This window comes from Pseudomonas sp. ICMP 460 (genome assembly GCF_002723595.1).
Classification (GTDB): Bacteria; Pseudomonadota; Gammaproteobacteria; order Pseudomonadales; family Pseudomonadaceae; genus Aquipseudomonas; species Aquipseudomonas kitaguniensis.
In genome coordinates this window covers 16690-34031 of record NZ_LKBR01000024.1, presented here as the reverse complement: position 1 = coordinate 34031, position 17342 = coordinate 16690, and the positions used below count along the sequence as shown (strand labels likewise).

General features: G+C 60.9%; 21 protein-coding genes. 10 read left to right on the top strand and 11 right to left on the bottom strand.

The features are described from left to right. Positions 1-282 precede the first annotated feature (282 nt). Positions 283-2247 carry a TonB-dependent receptor domain-containing protein gene (locus tag AO240_RS16855; RefSeq protein WP_371918636.1) on the top strand — a complete coding sequence of 655 codons (1965 nt, stop codon included), beginning with the start codon at positions 283-285 and terminating at the stop codon, positions 2245-2247. Here AO240_RS16855 and AO240_RS16850 read toward each other — a convergent pair. After that, a complete protein-coding gene (locus AO240_RS16850; RefSeq protein WP_177445835.1) occupies positions 2244-3563 on the bottom strand; it encodes an ATP-binding protein in 1320 nt (439 codons plus the stop codon). The genes AO240_RS16855 and AO240_RS16850 overlap by 4 nt on opposite strands. A gap of 20 nt (positions 3564-3583) precedes the next feature. Further along, complete coding sequence (locus AO240_RS16845; protein ID WP_099237586.1) at positions 3584-4327, bottom strand: response regulator transcription factor; 744 nt, start codon at positions 4325-4327, stop codon at positions 3584-3586. Positions 4328-4507: 180 nt separating this feature from the next. Here AO240_RS16845 and AO240_RS16840 point away from each other — a divergent pair, with 180 nt between their 5' ends. Together AO240_RS16840 and AO240_RS16835 are read left to right on the top strand one after the other, a co-directional pair. Beyond that, positions 4508-5374: a pirin family protein gene (locus AO240_RS16840; RefSeq protein ID WP_099237584.1), complete on the top strand. Its 867-nt coding sequence runs from the start codon at positions 4508-4510 to the stop codon at positions 5372-5374. A gap of 297 nt (positions 5375-5671) precedes the next feature. Beyond that, the gene (locus AO240_RS16835; protein ID WP_099237582.1) at positions 5672-7117 is read left to right on the top strand and encodes a mechanosensitive ion channel domain-containing protein; all 1446 of its coding nucleotides are present in this window, start codon (positions 5672-5674) and stop codon (positions 7115-7117) included. Positions 7118-7125: 8 nt separating this feature from the next. Here the strand turns inward: AO240_RS16835 and AO240_RS16830 are convergent, their stop codons facing one another. Further along, positions 7126-7704: a TetR/AcrR family transcriptional regulator gene (locus tag AO240_RS16830; protein ID WP_099237580.1), complete on the bottom strand. Its 579-nt coding sequence runs from the start codon at positions 7702-7704 to the stop codon at positions 7126-7128. Between the two features lie 170 nt (positions 7705-7874). Between AO240_RS16830 and AO240_RS16825 the strand changes: the two genes are divergently transcribed. Then, the gene (locus AO240_RS16825) at positions 7875-8462 is read left to right on the top strand and encodes a LysE family translocator (protein WP_099237578.1); all 588 of its coding nucleotides are present in this window, start codon (positions 7875-7877) and stop codon (positions 8460-8462) included. Here AO240_RS16825 and AO240_RS16820 read toward each other — a convergent pair. The 3 genes from AO240_RS16820 to AO240_RS16810 all read right to left on the bottom strand — a co-directional run bounded on the left by AO240_RS16820 (position 8404) and on the right by AO240_RS16810 (position 10487). After that, positions 8404-9297, bottom strand: a complete 894-nt coding sequence (locus AO240_RS16820; RefSeq protein ID WP_099237576.1) for an AraC family transcriptional regulator — start codon at positions 9295-9297, stop codon at positions 8404-8406. The two genes, AO240_RS16825 and AO240_RS16820, sit on opposite strands and share 59 nt — an antisense overlap. 275 nt (positions 9298-9572) lie before the next feature. Continuing rightward, positions 9573-10064: a GNAT family N-acetyltransferase gene (locus tag AO240_RS16815; RefSeq protein ID WP_099237574.1), complete on the bottom strand. Its 492-nt coding sequence runs from the start codon at positions 10062-10064 to the stop codon at positions 9573-9575. 129 nt (positions 10065-10193) lie between these two features. Further along, entirely contained in the window at positions 10194-10487 is a 294-nt protein-coding gene (locus tag AO240_RS16810; protein ID WP_058412649.1) for a hypothetical protein, read from the bottom strand. Between the two features lie 530 nt (positions 10488-11017). Between AO240_RS16810 and AO240_RS16805 the strand changes: the two genes are divergently transcribed. Next, positions 11018-11500, top strand: a complete 483-nt coding sequence (locus AO240_RS16805; protein ID WP_099237572.1) for a GNAT family N-acetyltransferase — start codon at positions 11018-11020, stop codon at positions 11498-11500. 219 nt (positions 11501-11719) lie between these two features. Here AO240_RS16805 and AO240_RS16800 read toward each other — a convergent pair whose 3' ends face one another. Next, positions 11720-12208, bottom strand: coding sequence for an HIT family protein (locus AO240_RS16800; protein ID WP_099237570.1), 489 nt, complete (start codon positions 12206-12208; stop codon positions 11720-11722). Between the two features lie 139 nt (positions 12209-12347). Between AO240_RS16800 and AO240_RS16795 the strand changes: the two genes are divergently transcribed. After that, on the top strand, positions 12348-12677 hold the full coding sequence (locus AO240_RS16795) for a DHCW motif cupin fold protein (RefSeq protein WP_099237568.1): 330 nt from the start codon (positions 12348-12350) through the stop codon (positions 12675-12677). 5 nt (positions 12678-12682) lie between these two features. Here AO240_RS16795 and AO240_RS16790 read toward each other — a convergent pair whose 3' ends face one another. Beyond that, complete coding sequence (locus tag AO240_RS16790) at positions 12683-13150, bottom strand: copper chaperone PCu(A)C (RefSeq protein WP_099237566.1); 468 nt, start codon at positions 13148-13150, stop codon at positions 12683-12685. Next, the gene (locus AO240_RS16785; RefSeq protein WP_058412643.1) at positions 13150-13758 is read right to left on the bottom strand and encodes an SCO family protein; all 609 of its coding nucleotides are present in this window, start codon (positions 13756-13758) and stop codon (positions 13150-13152) included. The genes AO240_RS16790 and AO240_RS16785 overlap by 1 nt, the downstream gene beginning before the upstream one ends. A gap of 192 nt (positions 13759-13950) precedes the next feature. On the opposite strand from AO240_RS16785, the gene AO240_RS16780 reads away from it, so the two are divergent. Further along, positions 13951-14334 (top strand): DUF2946 domain-containing protein, encoded by a 384-nt coding sequence (locus tag AO240_RS16780; RefSeq protein WP_058412642.1) that lies wholly within the window; start codon positions 13951-13953, stop codon positions 14332-14334. Between the two features lie 62 nt (positions 14335-14396). Then, positions 14397-14948, top strand: a complete 552-nt coding sequence (locus tag AO240_RS16775) for a putative natural product biosynthesis protein (RefSeq protein WP_099237564.1) — start codon at positions 14397-14399, stop codon at positions 14946-14948. 385 nt (positions 14949-15333) lie between these two features. Here the strand turns inward: AO240_RS16775 and AO240_RS16765 are convergent, their stop codons facing one another. Beyond that, positions 15334-15810, bottom strand: a complete 477-nt coding sequence (locus tag AO240_RS16765) for a hemerythrin domain-containing protein (protein WP_058412640.1) — start codon at positions 15808-15810, stop codon at positions 15334-15336. A gap of 268 nt (positions 15811-16078) precedes the next feature. Between AO240_RS16765 and AO240_RS16760 the strand changes: the two genes are divergently transcribed. Next, on the top strand, positions 16079-16285 hold the full coding sequence (locus tag AO240_RS16760; protein WP_099237560.1) for a PLDc N-terminal domain-containing protein: 207 nt from the start codon (positions 16079-16081) through the stop codon (positions 16283-16285). A 57-nt stretch (positions 16286-16342) separates the two neighbouring features. Here the strand turns inward: AO240_RS16760 and AO240_RS16755 are convergent, their stop codons facing one another. Next, positions 16343-16903 carry a type 1 glutamine amidotransferase domain-containing protein gene (locus AO240_RS16755; protein WP_099237558.1) on the bottom strand — a complete coding sequence of 187 codons (561 nt, stop codon included), beginning with the start codon at positions 16901-16903 and terminating at the stop codon, positions 16343-16345. Positions 16904-17117: 214 nt separating this feature from the next. Here AO240_RS16755 and AO240_RS16750 point away from each other — a divergent pair, with 214 nt between their 5' ends. Then, complete coding sequence (locus AO240_RS16750) at positions 17118-17342, top strand: hypothetical protein (RefSeq protein WP_099237556.1); 225 nt, start codon at positions 17118-17120, stop codon at positions 17340-17342.

Sequence of the window (17342 nt, the reverse complement as noted above, 5' to 3'; positions counted from 1 at the left end):
GATCAAGAGGCCGCCCTCGTGTGGGGGGCTCTGGCAAAATAAACCATCTGCAATCCTTCGCTCTGTGTGATCAGGCGAAGGACTTTGCAGGCGTTTTCAGGCGGTATCTGTAAAGCTTATCCGGCCGCTGCGTGGGAAGTTTCAGCGGCGTCTGTCCTCTCCCAAACACGCCCTGGCGCAGGCGTTGCTTGCCGGTTCATCGGCGTGGTTTATCCACCCAGCGGTTGTTGAGTTGTCACACTTTGTCCAAGTTATTCGCGGCTGGATGATTACGATTCTCTTTTGAGTTCACTCTTAAGGTCCACGCCCATGCTGCCTGCTGTTCGCTTTACACCCCTGGCCTTGCTGGTCGCCGCCAGTTTGCAGGCCCACGCCGAAGAGCCGGTAACCCTGGAACTGAATGATGTTGTGGTGACGGCCTCAGGCTTTGCGCAAAGTGTGGAAGACGCGCCGGCCTCGGTCACGGTGATCGATGGCGAAGCACTGCGGCGCAAATCCTACCGCGACCTTGGCGACGCGGTGCGTGATGTGGAAGGTGTGACGGTCAACGGCGGGGCGAATGAAACCGATATTTCGATCCGTGGCATGCCCGCCGATTACACGTTGATCATGGTCGACGGCAAACGCCAGAGCGCGCGGGAATCGCGGGTCAACGGCAACAGTGGTTATGAGCAGAGTTTTGTACCGCCGGCGGCCGCCATTGAGCGCATTGAAGTGGTGCGCGGGCCGATGTCGTCGCTGTACGGTTCGGATGCCATCGGCGGCGTGATCAACGTGATCACGCGCAAGGTCTCGCCGACGTGGGGCGGCTCGGTTGGCTATGACTACTCGGCGCGTCAGCACAGTGACCAGGGCAATGCGCGGCAAACCCAGTTCTACCTCAGCGGGCCGCTCAAGGAAGATTTTCTCGGTTTGCAGGTGTGGGGCCGCTACCTCGACCGCCAGGCTGACGACGACATCGAACAGACTAACGGCTTCAGCCGCGCCGACCACCGCGACCTCACCGCGCGCCTGGCTTTCACGCCGACCATCGACCACGACATCCTGCTGGAAGCCGGTGCCACGCGCCTGAAAAACGGCGATGGCATGAGCGCCAATTGGGCCACCCGCGAGCAGGAAAACAACCGCGATCACTGGTCGCTTTCGCATCAGGGCCGCTGGGGCTGGGCCACGTCGGACGTCGCCCTGTCGCAGGAAACCTCCAGCCGCGAGGGCAAGGCAACCCCGGCGCAAACCGATATCTACGGGCGCAAACCCGAGATCAAGAACAGCGTGTTCGACGCCAAGCTGGTGGTGCCCACCGCGCATAACGTCAGCACCGTGGGCCTGCAATGGAATGAGAGCGAATTGACCGACTGGAACCAGGGCCTCGGTGACCGCGTCGACTATAAATTTTCGGTGGCGCAAAAAGCCCTGTTTGCCGAGAACGAGTGGTCGGTCACCGAGCGTTTCGCGCTCACCACCGGCCTGCGCCTGGATGAACACGAAGAATACGGTGCGCACCTCAGCCCGCGCGTTTACGGGGTGTGGCGTGCTACCGACGAGTGGACGCTAAAGGGCGGCATCGCGCGCGGCTTCAAGGCGCCCGAACTGCGCGCGGTGGTCGCCGACTACGCCTACCTGCGGCGCAACCGTTTTGTGATGTTCGGCAACCCGGACCTTAAGCCCGAGACCAGCACCAACTATGAAATCTCGGCGCTGTGGAGCAACCGCGACAACCTCTCGGGCGGCGTCACGCTGTTCTACAACGACTTCAAGGACAAGCTCTCCACCGTCACCACCGACCGCCGTTGGAACGGCTACACCATCATGGAGCGGGTCAACGTCGACAAGGCGATCATCCAGGGCGTAGAGCTCAACGGGCAGTGGGACATCAACCCCGAGGTGCTGCTCAAGGCCAACTACACCTACACCGATTCCGAGCAAAAAAGCGGTGCCAACCAAGGTGCGCCGCTGGCCCTGACGCCCAAGCAAAAAGCCAACCTGCGCAGCGAATGGACCGTCAACGACCGCGCGCAGGTGTGGGCATCGCTCAGCTACTACGGTGAAGAAACCGGCAATACGATCACCGACGAACCGGCACCGGGCTACACCACTGCAGACCTTGGCGGTTCTTATGACGTGACCGAATCACTCACTCTGAACGCTTCCCTCAACAACCTCACCGACAAACGCCTGGACGATGAAACCTACGGCACGGTGAACTACGGCCGCACGCTGTGGATGGGCGCCACGCTCAACTTCTAGAGCGCCGCTGGCAATCGCACCACCGCGCACAGGCCGGCCGGTGGGCGATTTTCCAACAGCAGTTCGCCGCCATGGGCCTGGATGCACGACCGTGCAATCGCCAGGCCCAGCCCCACGCCGCCATTGCTGACACCGCGTTGCACGAACGGCTCAAACACTTTGCTCAGCCAGTCCTCGGGCAAGCCTTGGCCGTGGTCGAGAATCTCGATGCACAGCCAGCCATCGTGCTGGCGTGTGAGGGCCAGCCGGGCGTCGCCGGCATGGCGCAGTGCGTTATCGATCAGGTTGGTCAACGCACGTTTTAGCGCCAGCGGGCGGCACGTCAGCAGCAGCGGCGGCGCGCCGGCCCAACTGACCGGCTGTTGCAGGCGCTGATAGCGCGTGGCCAAGTCATCCAGCAGCGCAGTGAGTGAGACGGTGGTGGTGGGTTCCTGCAGCGTATCGTCGCGCACGAAGTTCAGCGTTTCACGCGCCATCGCGCTCAACTCGGCGAGGCTTTCGAGCATGTCATCACGCGCCGCGCCGGGCTCGAGCAATTCGACCTGCAGGCGCAGTTCGGTGATCGGCGTATTCAAGTCGTGGCTGACCGCCGCGAGCATCCGCGTGCGACCTTCTACATGCCGCGCAAGGTTGGCCTGCATCGTGTTGAAGGCGGCCGTCAGGTCGCGTGCTTCCTGCGGGCCACGCTCCGGCAGCGGTGCGATCCATTCACCGCGGCTGACGCGTTCCGTGGCCTGGGCCAGGGTTTTGATCGGGCGCACCACACGGGCGATAAAAAACATCACGATCAACAGCACCGGCAAGGTCGTGACCGGCAAGCTGTAGGCCAATACGCGGCCCCATTCATAGGCGCCGGCGGGGTATTGCACGGCGTTCAAATACGCACCATTGGGCAGCTCGACGCTACTGCGCAGGCGCAGCGGCGCCCAGCCGGCGGGGCTGAATACATGCGTACGCGCGTCGGCGCCACTGATGCGCTCCAACTGCATGCCGATGGCCGCTGCTTCAGGCAGTCGCAATTGGCTGCGCAGCTCGCGCGCCAGCCGTTGTTCTTCCGGGCGCAGTTCGAACGGCGCGACTTCCGGCGTGGGCGCGATCCAGAAGCGCGCATCGTCGCTGCTCATACCGGCCAGCAGGTGCGCAGTTTCTTCCGGGGTCAGGTCGATGGCGGTGTGATGCGCGGTGCTCAAACGTTCGAGGCTGAAGCTGCGGGCCAACGGGTGGATCAGGCTACCGGTGCGTTGCAGCACCAACATCGCAATTGCATGCGAGGCGAGTAACGCCAGCAACAACAACAGGCTCAACTGGTGCGCCAAAGTGCGCGGCCACAGCCTGCTCAGGGCGCGCATTCGCTGACCTCGGCCGCCAGCAAATAACCGCCGCCCCACACCGTGCGCAGCACCTCCTGTGCGGCATTTGCCTGCGCCAGTTTGCGCCGCAAGCGGCTGACCTGACGGTCGATGGCGCGGTCACTCACGTCACTGTCGGCGGCGGCCGTCAGGTCGATCAGCCGTTCGCGTGGCAGCAAGGTATTCGGGTGCCCGAGGAAGACTTGCAGCAGCCGGCTCTCAGCGGTACTGAGCTGGATGGCCGAGCCGCCTGCGCAGCGCAACGTAGCGCTGGGCACGCTGAAATGCCAGCCGGCGAACCGGTACGCGCGCGCACCGTTGCTGGGGGCGGCCGGCCCGCTGCTGCGGCCCTGGCGGCGCAATACGCTGTTGATGCGCGCCACCAGTTCGCGCGGCTCGAAAGGCTTGGTGACGTAATCGTCAGCGCCCAAATCCAGGCCCCGAATCCGCTCGGCGGGCGTGTCGCAAGCCGTCAGCAGCAGCACCGGGGTGTTGCTGCGCCGATGCAACTGGTTGCATAACTCGAAGCCGTCGCCATCCGGCAGCATCACATCGAGCACCACCACGTCGAACGCCTGGGTCTTGAGTAACTGCCACATGCCGGCCGCGTCTGCGGCGGTGCGCACCTCAAAGGTGTGCCGGCGCAGGTACGTGGCCAACGGTTCGCGAATTTTGCGGTGGTCATCCACCACCAACACGCGCGGTGCGGCAGGCGCAGGGGCAAACGGCATTGCAGCCCTCGGAAGGTTGAACGGGAGAGCGCGGATATTACTACGAGTCATTATCATTAACGCGGTTTTTGTGGCGCTGCGCCGGGTTAGCGTTCTATGAGCAGGACGCTCAGGGTTGTTTTTGCCGTCTAGCGCTGAAGGGGTAACGGTTTTAAGGTGTGGGCACTTTGGAGGATCACCATGAAAAAACTCATCGGCATTTACACCAGCCCTCGCGCTCATTGGGTCGGCGACGGCTTTCCGGTGCGCACGCTGTTTTCCTACGACGCGATGGGCGAGCACATCAGCCCGTTCCTGTTGCTGGACCACGCGGGGCCGGCCGATTTCTCACCTACCGAGCAACGTCGTGGCGTAGGGCAACACCCGCATCGCGGCTTTGAGACCGTGACCATCGTGTATGACGGCGAGGTCGAGCACCGTGATTCGACGGGTGCCGGCGGCAAGATCGGCCCTGGCGATGTGCAGTGGATGACGGCCGCCAAGGGCATCATCCACGAGGAATTTCACTCCGCAGCGTTTGCCCGCAGTGGCGGTGCGTTGGAGATGGTGCAGTTGTGGGTCAACCTGCCGGCCAAGGATAAAATGGCCGACGCGGGTTACCAGACGATCCTCGACGGCGATATTCCTGTGTTGCCATTGGCGAATGACGCTGGGCAACTGCGCTTGATTGCGGGGGAATTTGCCGGCACCAAAGGCCCGGCCCGCACCTTTACGCCGATTGACGTGTGGGACCTGCGCCTTAACGCGGGCAAGGCAGTGACGCTGGATTTGCATGCCGGGCGTAACACGGCGCTGGTGATTCTGCGCGGTACGCTGCGGGTGAATGGCGAGGAAGTGGCGCGCCAGGGGCAATTGGCGTTGTTTGAGCGTGAGGGTGTTCAGATAACGCTGGAGTCCAGTGACGATGCCAAGGTGCTGTTGCTCAGCGGTGAGCCGATTGATGAGCCGATCGTAGGGCACGGGCCGTTTGTGATGAACACCGAGGCGGAGATCCACCAAGCATTTGCCGACTTCCAATCAGGTCGTTTTGGGCAGATGCAGGGTTAATCAGCCCGCCTGAATGCACGTGGCTGGCAAAACCCAAGTGGGAGGGGGCTTGCTCCCGATTGCAGTGTGTCAGGCAGGCTAGCTGTCACTGACGCACCGCTATCGGGAGCAAGCCCCCTCCCACATTTCCACACCGTGTCTTCAGCTGTTCTGCTCTGACTTGCAGCTTGCAGCTTGCAGCTTGCAGCTTGCAGCTTACAGCTTACAGCTGCGCTCGCGCCCCACCCCTCACAACCTGCTATTTCCTGTGTTCACAATTCATGCGATCTTCTGGGCATGTACTCTGGAGTCGCCTGGATGCCCCCGTTTATCGCTGATCACCCGATGTTGTGCGCGCTGGCGCTGATCTTTATCGACATCGCCGTGTGGCGGTTGATTTCCGTCGACCTCGCCGGTTGGAAGCTGGCAGCGCGCTTGGCGATCTTTGCGGTCTTCAGTGCCGTGCTGTTCAACGATGGCATGAACCCCATGCAATTGGCGCCGTATGCCGACAACACGGCGTTGCATTTGGCTGCCACCGCCTTGCAGATTGGCTGGTGGCTGTTCGCTGCGCGCACCCTTACGGTATTGCTCGGCACGGTGATGATGCAGCGCGTCGGCCACACGGGGCGGCTGTTGCAGGACCTGATGGGCGCGGTGATTTTTCTGATTGCGATCATCGCCGCCATGGCCTACGTGCTCGACTTGCCGGTCAAGGGCGTGCTCGCCACGTCCGGCGCCGTGGCGATCATCGTCGGCCTGGCGCTGCAAAGCACCCTGAGCGACGTGTTTTCCGGGATCGTCCTCAACACCACCAAGCCGTATCAGCTGGATGACTGGATCTCCATCGACGGCACCGAAGGCCGGGTCACCGATATCGACTGGCGCGCCACGCGGCTGCAAACCTCGCAGGGCAGCATGGCGGTGATCCCCAACTCCCTGGCCGCCAAGGCCAAAATCATCAACTTCTCGCGCCCGGCGGACATGTTCGGCCTGACGGTCAGCCTGCAAGTCAGCCCGCATGCGCGCCCGCAAACCGTGATCGAGGCGCTGGAACGCGCGATGCAAGGTTGCCGGCCACTGCTGGCCAAGCCCGCGCCCAGCGTCGCGTTCAAGGCCTCGGCGAGTGGCGGCGTCGAGTATGAAATAAGCGGTTTTGTGCCGGCAATGGCGCTCAAGCGTGAAGTGCGCAACCAGCTTTACGATTTGGCCTTTCGGCACCTGCAAGCCGCCGGCGTGGGCCTGTTGTCAGCCACCGAAAGCGCCGCGCCGCCGGCAATGTCCGGCGCGCGCGCGTTGCTTGAACGCTCGTCGATTTTCTCCACCCTGCGTCAGGAAGAGAAAGACACGTTCAGCCAGAACATGACCCTGCACACCTACCGCGCGGGCGAGACGATTTTGCCGGCCGGGGAGGTCAGCGACCATCTGTTTATCGTCGAGTCCGGTGTGGTCTCGGTGATGTTGATTAAAGCCGGCCACGCGTTCGAAGCCGGGCGCATGGGGCCAGGCGAGGTGATTGGCGAGGCGGGGATCCTGTCCGATCTGGCGACACTGGCGGACTTCACCGCCAAAACCTTTTGCACGCTGTACCGCATCGAGAAGGAATACCTGAAACCCTGCCTGGATGCGCGGCATGACATCGGTGAAGCGATGCGCGCGTTACTCGATTTCCGCCTGCACACCGCGCAGGCGCTGATTCAGGAGGCACCCGTGGTGCCGGTCAAAAAGGGCTTTTTACAGTGGTTGCGCAACCGGGGCTTGTAGCCGCGCGGTCAGCCATCCACCAGTTGCTGGAACAACGGCGTCAGCAACTCGATCAACACCTGCGGGTCGGCCTTGGCCAGCGCCGACAGTTCCAGGCTCTGGCGCGTCACCAGAAACCCCGAGACCAACGCCATCACCAGTGCCGCACGTTCTTGCTGATGCGCGCCCTTGAGCGTGGCAGCCATGCTCGCCTGTGGGCCTTTTTCGAGGTACTCGCGCGCAGCCCCCGCCGCGCGTTTGCTCGATGCCGCCTGCAGCATGATCAGCCACCCTTGCAGCGGCGCGCTGCCCGCTTCGGTCAGGCTCACCAGCGTGGTGGCGAGGGTGCGGCCAAGGTTTTCCGCGCTGAGGTTGCCTTGCGTGAGCATGCTCGGGCTGGCGACGGTGTCGGCAATCACTTCGGCAAACAACTGCTCCTTGGAGTCGAAGTAGCGGTTCACCAGCATCGGCGTCAGCCCGGCGCCGGCGGCGATTTCCAGCATGGCGGCGCCGTCGTAGCCCGACTGGGCAAATGCTTTGCGCGCGGACACTAAAATCGCTTCACGGGTGACAGCGGCATCGCGTCGGCGAGGAATCGGGTTGGGCATTGGCGTCCTGATGGGGTTGCAAGCGGTGGGCGCGCACAGAGTACAAGGTCTGTGCACTGAAAACCGCAAAGGCTCAGGGGTATTTTGTTCAATACCGCCATCGTTTCGCCCGTTACCGTGAGGTCATCATCGCTTGGCATCACCGCGTGCCATTATCCAAAGGAGCTGCAATGAGCTTGATTATCTCCATGGCCGCCTTCGCCCTGGCGACCTCCATCACGCCGGGGCCGGTGAATGTGGTCGCGCTTAGTACGGGCGCGCGCTTCGGTTTTGCCGCCAGCCAGAAACACGTATTCGGCGCCGCCGCAGGCTTCACCTTGCTGTTGATACTGATCGGCCTGGGGCTGCATGCCGTGCTGGTGCGCTGGCCACTGTTGACGCAGTTGATCCAGTGGGGCGGCGTGGCCTTTTTGCTATACATGGCCTGGAAACTTGCGGTCGACGACGGCCGCCTCGACGCCGACGACAGCGCCACGGCGCCGTCGATGCTGTATGGCGCGATCATGCAATGGCTCAACCCCAAAGCCTGGCTGGCCTGCGTGGCCGGGATGGGTTTGTTTGTGGCGGATGGCGACGCCGGCCAAGTGTGGCTGTTTGCAGCGCTCTACCTGGTGATCTGCTACCTGTCGGTGGCCTGCTGGGCCTGTGCCGGGACTTTTTTGCGGCGCTACCTCGCCAACCCGCAGGGCGTGCGCCTGTTCAACCGCTCAATGGCCGCGTTGCTGGTGGCCAGTGTGGGGTATTTGCTGATGGCTTGAGCCCGTCGCGGTATTGCCCCGGCGTGGCGGCGAAATGCTGTTTGAAGGTGCGCTGAAAGTGCGCCTGATCGGCAAAACCTGCCGCCAGCGCCACATCGGCAATCAGCTCGCCGTTGCGCAATTGAGTGCGCGCAAACTGGACGCGCCGGTTCACCAGGAAAGCATGGGGTGTCAGCCCGTAATACTGCTTGAACGCGCGGATCAGGTACGACGGCGACAGCTCGGCCGCCAGGCAAATGTCTTCAATTTTCAAGGCTTCGGTGCAGTGCTCGCCGATGTACTCGGCAGCACGCGCAAGCTTGTGATTGACCTCACGCACCGGCGTCAGCGAAGGGTTCAGACGTTGCTGCACCTGGGTGAAAAAACTCACCAATGCGCTTTGCTTTTGCAACAGTTCAGCCTGCTCATCCAGCAGCACCCGGTACAGTTCGAGCACGCCGTCGTACAGCACGGCATCGCGGGTGTGCGGCGTGTTGAACGGCCGATAACCCTGATCGGTACTAAAACCCAACTGATGCTGCAAGTCGGTCAGCCACGGCGTATCGAGGTAGAGCATGTGATACGACCACGGCTCATCATGGACAGGGTTGCAGGCATGCACATCGCCGGGGTTCATCAGCACCACGGTGCCGGCGCTGATCTCGAAAGTCTGCGCGCCGTAGTGGTAATAACTGCGCCCGGTGGTGATCGCGCCAATCGAAAAATGCTCGTGCGCATGCCGGGTGTAAGTGACCTTGCGCCCGTCAGCGATGGTGCGCGCCTCGATAAACGGCAAGCGCTCGTCACGCCAGAAGCGCGGTGCTTGTGCGGGGTCGGTGGCGGTGGTCAGCGACATGGCGATGGCTCCATCCCTTGAGAGGTCCAGGCGATGATTACACAGACGCCTGCTGCGTCGCCATGCGCGATCCGTGTTGCGGGGCGAGGCCAGGACGGCTGATCAGCGTTCGTGTTAAAACATCGGCCCTTGGCTTTTTACCCGCGGTGCGGCTATGCAACGCTGGGCTCGCCGACGTATAGCTTTCAGGGCGAAACCCATGCGAATCGGTTGTTTGGAAAAAGCCTGAGCCTCACCCCTGCGCGCGGTGCAGTCAGCTAGAAACGCCCGCGTTGTTAGAGCACCATCAGCATTTCATGCCAGGCCATACCGCCATGATCCGAAGGCGAAGGCTGCACATAGGTGTAGCCCATGCGCGTGTACAGCGGCACATGCTGCTCTTTGCACATCAAGTGAATCGTCTGCTTGCCCATCGCGTGCATGCGCTGCACAAACTCGGTCATCAATCCCGTGGAATAGCCGTTGCCCTGATGCGCCGGGTCGACCACCACCGACATGATCACTACATTCGGCGCCTCGGGCGCATGGCCGACCAACTCTTTAAAGGCTTCGTCTGACATCACCACGTGATGCGCGCAGCCACCATTGATGAAACCCACCACCTGGCCATCCGCCTCAAGGATCAGAAAGCCTTGCGGGTACTGCGCAATGCGCGTGGCGATCTTTTCCAGGGTCGCGGCTTCGTCGCCTTCGTAGGCACGGGTTTCGATGTCAAAGCAACGGGCGGCGTCGGCGGGCAGTGCATGGCGAAAGGCGAGGGCGGGCATGGTGTTTCCTGAGGCGTTAAACGAAAGCTCGACAGGATAAAGAAAACCCCATTGCGGGCCCACTGCATATTGATCATTCATGGCACTGAAAAACCCGCCGAAGCGGGTTTCCTTAAAGCTCACGCCACATCAACTCTCGGCGGGCAGATCAAAGCCGCGCCGCTCCATCACCGTGAACACATCCGCCACATCCTGGACCATGATCCGAGCGGTGTTGGCGACGGTATTGATGTCATGCTCGGCGTAGTCGGACACGTTGGAGCAGGCCATCAGGTGCAGGTAGGCGAGTGCGGCGTTGAGGCGCTCACTGGCGCAGGCGTGCAGCTCGCGCAGCGGGGCATCGCTGTCGATCAGCATGACAGGGTAATCGGTTGCGGTTTGAGTCATCGGGGTGAAGCGGCGGGGCGGGTGTTGAGTCGTCATGGTGTAAATCCTCAAGTAAAAAGAATTACCACTGGCTCTGCTGCGAAACAGATTGGGTGGCAGCTGTGCGCGGGTTCGCAGACCGGACGATTTACACCAAAACCCGGCAGACCCGAAGGTCTCCCACGCACAACCGCCATAAAACATTCGGCAGCCGGATGGCGGCTGGGGCATGTCTGACGGTGTTGGTGTGAATCGTTTTAGGGCTGCGAAACCCTGTCGCCGACCACTGTCAGCGACGGGGCGAACTATAGGGTGCCGTCAGCCGAGGTGCAACCGACAGGATGTATCAAACCCACTCGACACCCAATCTCCCCAGCCCAACTCGGTCAACTGTGGGAGCGGGCTTGCTCGCGATAGCGCTGTGTCAGTTGAAAAATACTTATCAGACACACCGCCATCGCGAGCAAGCCCGCTCCCACAAGAGCGCTGTTGACCCAGCCACTCAACCCGCTCCCCGGGAATACCGCGCGGGTGATACGCTAAACTTCATCCAAAAGGGCAATGAACAACGATGAAGGGAGCACTCAATGCTCGAGATTAAACGCGCCACACTCGACGATGCTGATACGGTATTTGATATACGTCGCAGGGCCATCCTTGGCCAGTGCATCGGTGCGTATACCGCAGAACAGATGGCGCTATGGACACGCGGGACCGCTCATCAGGGTTATAGCGCGCTGCTGGCCAAGCTGTTTTACCTGGGCTGGGTGAAAGGTGAACCCGTTGTCACTGGCATGCTCGATCTCGACAACAACGAAGTGGCGGCACTGTTTGTGTTACCCGAATTTACCGGGCAAGGGTATGGCAAGGCGATGCTTGATCACCTGGAAAACATTGCACGTGAACAGGCGATTGACGAGTTGGTACTTGACTCAACCTTGAACGCGGCGAGTTTCTACAGAGCATGCGGCTATGTAGGCGATGAACAATCGGTGTATCACTCGCCGTCCGGGTTGGTGTTGGCGTGTGTGCCGATGGTAAAGCGTCTATCCGCTGAATCGGCGATTTAGCCGACGCTCGCGTGCCCGGCACAGCCTTCCCAGGGCTCATAGGGTGCCGTCAGCCGAGGTGCAACCGACAGGATGTATCAAACCCACTCGACACCCGATCTCCCCAGCCCAACTCGGTCAACTGTGGGAGCGGGCTTGCTCGCGATAGCGCTGTGTCAGTTGAAAAATACTTATCAGACACACCGCAATCGCGAGCAAGCCCGCTCCCACAGTTGATCTTTACCCGGTGCTGAAAGCGCTGCGCAATCGCTCGATAACCTGTTCAACCGGCTCTCCATGGATAACCGGTGGGGTGGCACTCTCGCCAAACTCGCGCCACACAAACAACGTCAGTTCAGCCCCATCGGTCAGCGTTTGCCCGGGTGCCTGCGAGCCAAAGCCTTGCAGCACTCGGTAACGCGCATCCCGCCAAAACGCTTCCTCGACCCAGCCATACACGGGGATGAAATGAAAGTGCAGCGCGAACCCCGGCATATGCCCGTAGCGGCTGACATACAGCCATTTAGGCGCAAGCTGCGCCTCAATCACTTGTTGGGTGTTGGCGAGCAAGCCACCCAGCTCAGCCAGGGCGGCGGCTGGCATATCGGCGAGGGCGTTCGTCGCAGCATTGGCGCCCAGCATCAGGTAGCCCGGCAGCTTAGACGTCAGATGATGGTTAAGCCGCCAGTGCTCGGTCTCGTAAAGGATGAAAGCAGGGTCAATCTGCATAAGCGCGCGTCCACAAAAGCTGAGCCGCCAGCCTAGCAAACGCGCTACCTGTATCCCACAAAAGCAGGCGATCTGTGTCTATCGCAGCACATGCCGGGCGGCTAAGGTCAAGCCACGATAACTCACGATGGAGCCTAGCATGGAACTCACCGCCGTACCGTTTGCCGTCACCGATTGGGCCACCGTCGAAGCCGTAACCCACCCAGGTGTCACCGGCAGCGCCGTATGGCGCACTTGCCACTTTGGCAGCACGCGGGTGCGCAAGGTCGAGTACACGCCAGGTTACCTGGCAGATCATTGGTGTTGGCGCGGGCACGTTCTGCTGTGCCTCGAAGGCGAGTTACACACAGAGCTGGAGGACGGCCGTCGGTTCACGCTGACGGCCGGGATGAGTTATCAGGTGGGCAACGACATGGAAGGGCATCGATCTTCCACGCCGACTGGGGCCACGCTGTTTATTGTGGATTGAGCCGCTCAGTGCATCTTGCTGTGGTCCATGCCATCCAGCGCACGGGCCGTGGCGGTGACGTCTACCGACTGCTTCTCGCCCTTGGCGTTTTCCACGGTCAGGGTCAGCGGCACTTTTTCGCCTTCCTTGATCTGGCCGGTCAGGCCCATCAGCATCACGTGGTAACCGTTCGGGTCGAGCTTGACCGCTTTGCCGGCGGGCAGGGCCACCGAGTTCACCGGGCCCATGCGCATCACGTCGTCTTTCATGCTCATTTCATGGATTTGCGCGTCCTTGGCCACCGGCGTAGCCACGCTGACCAGCTTGCTGTCGCTGTCGGCGGTCAGGGTCATGAATGCGCCGCTGGAGGGCTGGCCCTGCACGGTGGCGCGTACCCACGCGTCGCTCACCAGCACTTGGGCACTGGCATGCGCGGCGAGGCCCAGCAGGGTGAGGCCGAGGGTGAAGCGCTTGAGGCAGTGAACGGCAGTCATTAGCAGACCTCCATGACGGTGAGCAGGTCTTCTGCGCACTCTTTAGCGGTAAGGGATGCCGACAGGCCGAGGCGCAGGTTGCCACGGGTGTCGAAAACGAAACTGGTCGAGGTGTGGGACAAGGTGTAGGTGTCACCGGCGGGGATTTTTTCATAAAAGATCCCGAACTCCTTGGCCGCCACGGCGATTTCTTCCGGGGTGCCGTACAGCGCTTCAAAGCTTGGGTCGAAGGCCTTGACGTAGCGGTCGAGCAGTTCCGGGGTATCGCGCTCGGGGTCGAGGGTGATGAACACCACTTGCATGATCTCGCCATCGCGGCCCATCAGCTTTTTAGCTTGGGCGGCGCGCGCCAGCGTAGTGGGGCACACCGCCGGGCACTGGGTGAACCCGAAGAACACCACTGGCATGAGGCCACGGAACGAGCTCAGGGTGACGGGTTCGCCGTCGGTATTTTTGAGCTTGAAGGTGCGGCCCATGATCTTGTCACTGAGGTCCTTGCCGTACTTGAAGTTCAGCTTGGGGCTGTAGTCACAGCCGCCCAGCAGGCTGCCAAGGCCCAGCAGGCCCATACCGGTCAGCACTTTGCGGCGGGTGAATAAGGTACTCATCAACTGTGCATCCTGTTAAACGCCTGCATTGCTCTGGTCTACACATCAGGCGTCGAAAACCAGACGTTAAAACGTGGAAACGAGGCGGGCGCACAGTCTACCAACCCTGGCCAGCCCGCGTAATCTGCGACGTTCTGCCGCAGGCAAGGGTGGGGTTTCACCCTCCTGACGCTTCAGTGTAGAGTCGCCGCCATGAAATTGAGCCACCCCAACCGTTCGCTGATCGCCTGGGCCTTGTACCTCTGCGTACTGATGAACCTGTTCGCCTGCGGTTTGGGCCATGGGCAAATGGTGGGCCAGCAGCTCAACGGGATCGGTGGGGCGTTCTGTTCGGTGGACGGTAGCCAAGCGCCAGTTTCCGACAAAGGGTTAGGAAACCCGTCTTCCAGCAACATTTCGAACTACTTTGCCTGCCCGGTGTGTTCCGCGGTGACCGTGGCCATCGTGTTCCTCATCGGCCTGGTCTGGCTACTGAGCCTCGGGCAAACCCCGCGCCCAGCGCACGAGCGGCGCAACAAAGCGCCTCCGCGTTATTCGTGGCCCTCGGCCAACCCTCGCGCTTCCCCCGCATTCTGACGTGTGCCTTGGGCTTCCTGTGATCAGGAGGCGTTCTATCGTCACGACTGTGAGTGCATTGCATGACCCTTCTATTGCCTGCAGGTGCCAAGCACCTGGTCAAGGTGCCCCGTCGCCTGCGCGCGGAACCGGCGCGGCCTGAATACCCGAGTAACTCGCGCTGCTTTGTGCACCTGGATGCGCGTTTGTTGCCGTATTGGCACGGCGTGTTCGACATCTGCCCGGCGCTGCTCAAGCTCGACCCGCCCGAGGGTTTGAACCTGTTCCGCAGCTTTATGACCTGGGCTTATCGCAACCAGCCTGCGCCGGACTGGACGTATCACCTGAATGTATGCCGATGGTTGCTGGCCTCGCCGTACCGCACGCGGATCGACGCTGAGCCTGTCGAAGCGTTCATGGCCGCGGCGGCGGCGCGTTGGGTAAATGCCGATGACAGCCAGGCCCAAGGCATTGTCCTCGCCTGGGAAAATACGCGGCTTTTTGATTGGAAGCAGTCGAAGGGCGCCGCACTGGCCGGCTTCGAACATCAGGCATTGCCAGCCCCGGTCAGTCAGTTCGCCTGGTGCCCACTGACCGAACAGGCAGGCTTCAGCGGCTGGTTACCGGTGCCGTAACATCCTCAAAAACCGCTGGCGCGACGCGGCCGATCACGGCGCAGTCAGCGCTTTTTCTTCAGGCTTTTCGCGGCTTGGCTGCCGGGTTGATTTGCCTGCAGCCTGCGCCTTCTGATGCTTCGTCGGCGAGGCGGTTTTTTTGTGCCTGTGCGTGCCGGGCGGTACTGCAGAGCCTGCCGCCTTGGCACCGCTGACGGCAGTCGCCGAAGGGCTTGGATTATCGCCAAAAGCGGCGAAGGCAGGGCCGCTCAGCAAGGCTGAAAAAACTGCAATGAGTAAAATCCTTTGGGAGCTACTGGTCTTCATGACGCATTCCCCTGTGTCTGGATAGTTGATCCAGCGACACCCAAGCCTGGGTTAGCCCCAGGCTTGGGCTGTGCTGCAATCAAGCCGCCATAGGCTTGCTGGATTGCGCTTTTTTGTGGGCTGCTTTCATCGCTTCCATTTCGGCGCCCAGCTCTTCGAGCAAGGCTTTGCCCAAGAGCTTCTTGGCCTGAGGAAACATTTCTTTTTCCTCTTCTTCGATATGGTGTTCCAACAGCTCTTTGACCACTTTTACCCGGCCGGAAAACTCGGTGGTTGAAGGCTCGGTTTGCTTCAGGTCGGGCAGCACCAGCGCGTCAACAGTGCGGTGCTCTTCCTTGGCTTCGTGGTACATGATGTCTTGCTCTTTGCCGCCGGCTTTACGAAAGGCAGGGTAAAGAATCTCTTCCTCAAGCTTGGTGTGCAGGCTGATTTCTGCTTCGAGTTTGGCCAACAGTTCAGTGCGCTTTTTCACGCCACGTTCGGTGGACTCACTGAGTTGAGTCAACAACGCTTTTACGCGTACATGGTCGGCTTCGAGAAGGTCAATTGCATTCATGGTGGAGCCTCACGGGTAGTAGTCGGCGCGTCGAAGTGCGCGCCTCTTATCCCTGACCTTGCATCAGGTGTACCAAGTCGTGAAGGTGGCTTAAGTCTATTAAAATCAACCTGTTAGCGAGGTGGTCGAACCTGGCATGTCGTGCAGGTTGCACGGGCGGTGTGTACAAGGCGTGCATTACGCCGCCTGAGCGGGTGCGTGAAAATTATTTTAATGAACCCTCAGCCGTAATCATTGACCTAACGCATAGGACCTCAGGAGGTGAATCATGCAAATAGAATATGTCTGGATCGGTTTGGCGGTGATTCTGCTGCTCTTGGAGCTGTGGGCAATCAATGTTGTATTACGCAGCACCAGTGGCTGGGAGACTAAAGGCCTGTGGCTGATTATTCTGATTTTTGTACCGCTGTTCGGGCTGATTGCCTGGGCCATGTTCGGGCCAAAACGCGAGATGCCCGACCAACGCAGAAGCTGAAACAGACACAAAAAAACAGGCGCCCGAGGGCGCCTGTTTTGGTTTAACCGAGTGGCCTCAGCCAGCGACGGCCTCGGCAATCGCCTGGTTGAACGCCGGAATATCATCCGGTGTGCGCGAAGTGATCAGCGTCCAGCCATTCGCTTTGCACACCTTGACCTCGGCATCTACCCAGTCCGCCGCACCGGCGTTTACCAAGTCGGTGCGCACGCTTTTATAGGAGGTCAGGGTTTTGCCCTTGATCACGCCGGCATCGATCAACGCCCATGGGCCGTGGCAAATCGCCGCAACGGTTTTGCCGGCCTTGACGAACTCATTGATCAGCTTCAGCGCGGCCGCGTCCAGGCGCAGGGTGTCGGCATTCACGGTGCCGCCGGGGATTACCAGCGCATCAAAGTCTGCGCCGGACAAGTCGGCCAGCTTGGCGTCGGATTCGACGGTGCGGTCCTTCTCGGTGTCGCCGACAAATGTCTGCGTGGTGCCGCCGTCACTGGAACCGTGGGTCACGGTCGCGCCATAGCCGCGCAACGCTTCAAGCGGTTTGACCAACTCGTCGCGCTCAATCCCGGTGTTGGAGGTGATGATTAAAATCTTCTTGCCGTTAAGGTCTGCACTCATGATCGAGTCTCTCCTGCTGGGTTGATTAAATAACCGACATGGGAGAATGGAGCGAGTCCGGGCAGCAAAGGTTTAAATTAATTTGCGCTTATTTCTTCGGCGGCTTTCTGCAGCGGCAACGCGCGACAATTTCCTTGAACTATCGAAAAAAGGCGGGCTCTGCTGCATACGTGCCCGCCGTTTTTTGTGGGCCTCAACTGCCAGGAGACACACCGTGACTGATCACCAGACCGCCGACAAAACCCCAGCCCCCATCAGCTCGGAAGACGCGCAAAAGGGCACCGAAAAAGCCGCCAAGGGCCAGACCCTGGAACAGGCAAACCCCAACACTCAAGGCGTCGATAAAGTGCTGACGCCCACCTCGATCAAAGACCTTGAGCGCCAGACCGATGCGATCAATCAGCAGGCCGCTGAAGCCGAGCGCAAGTTGGGCCACTGA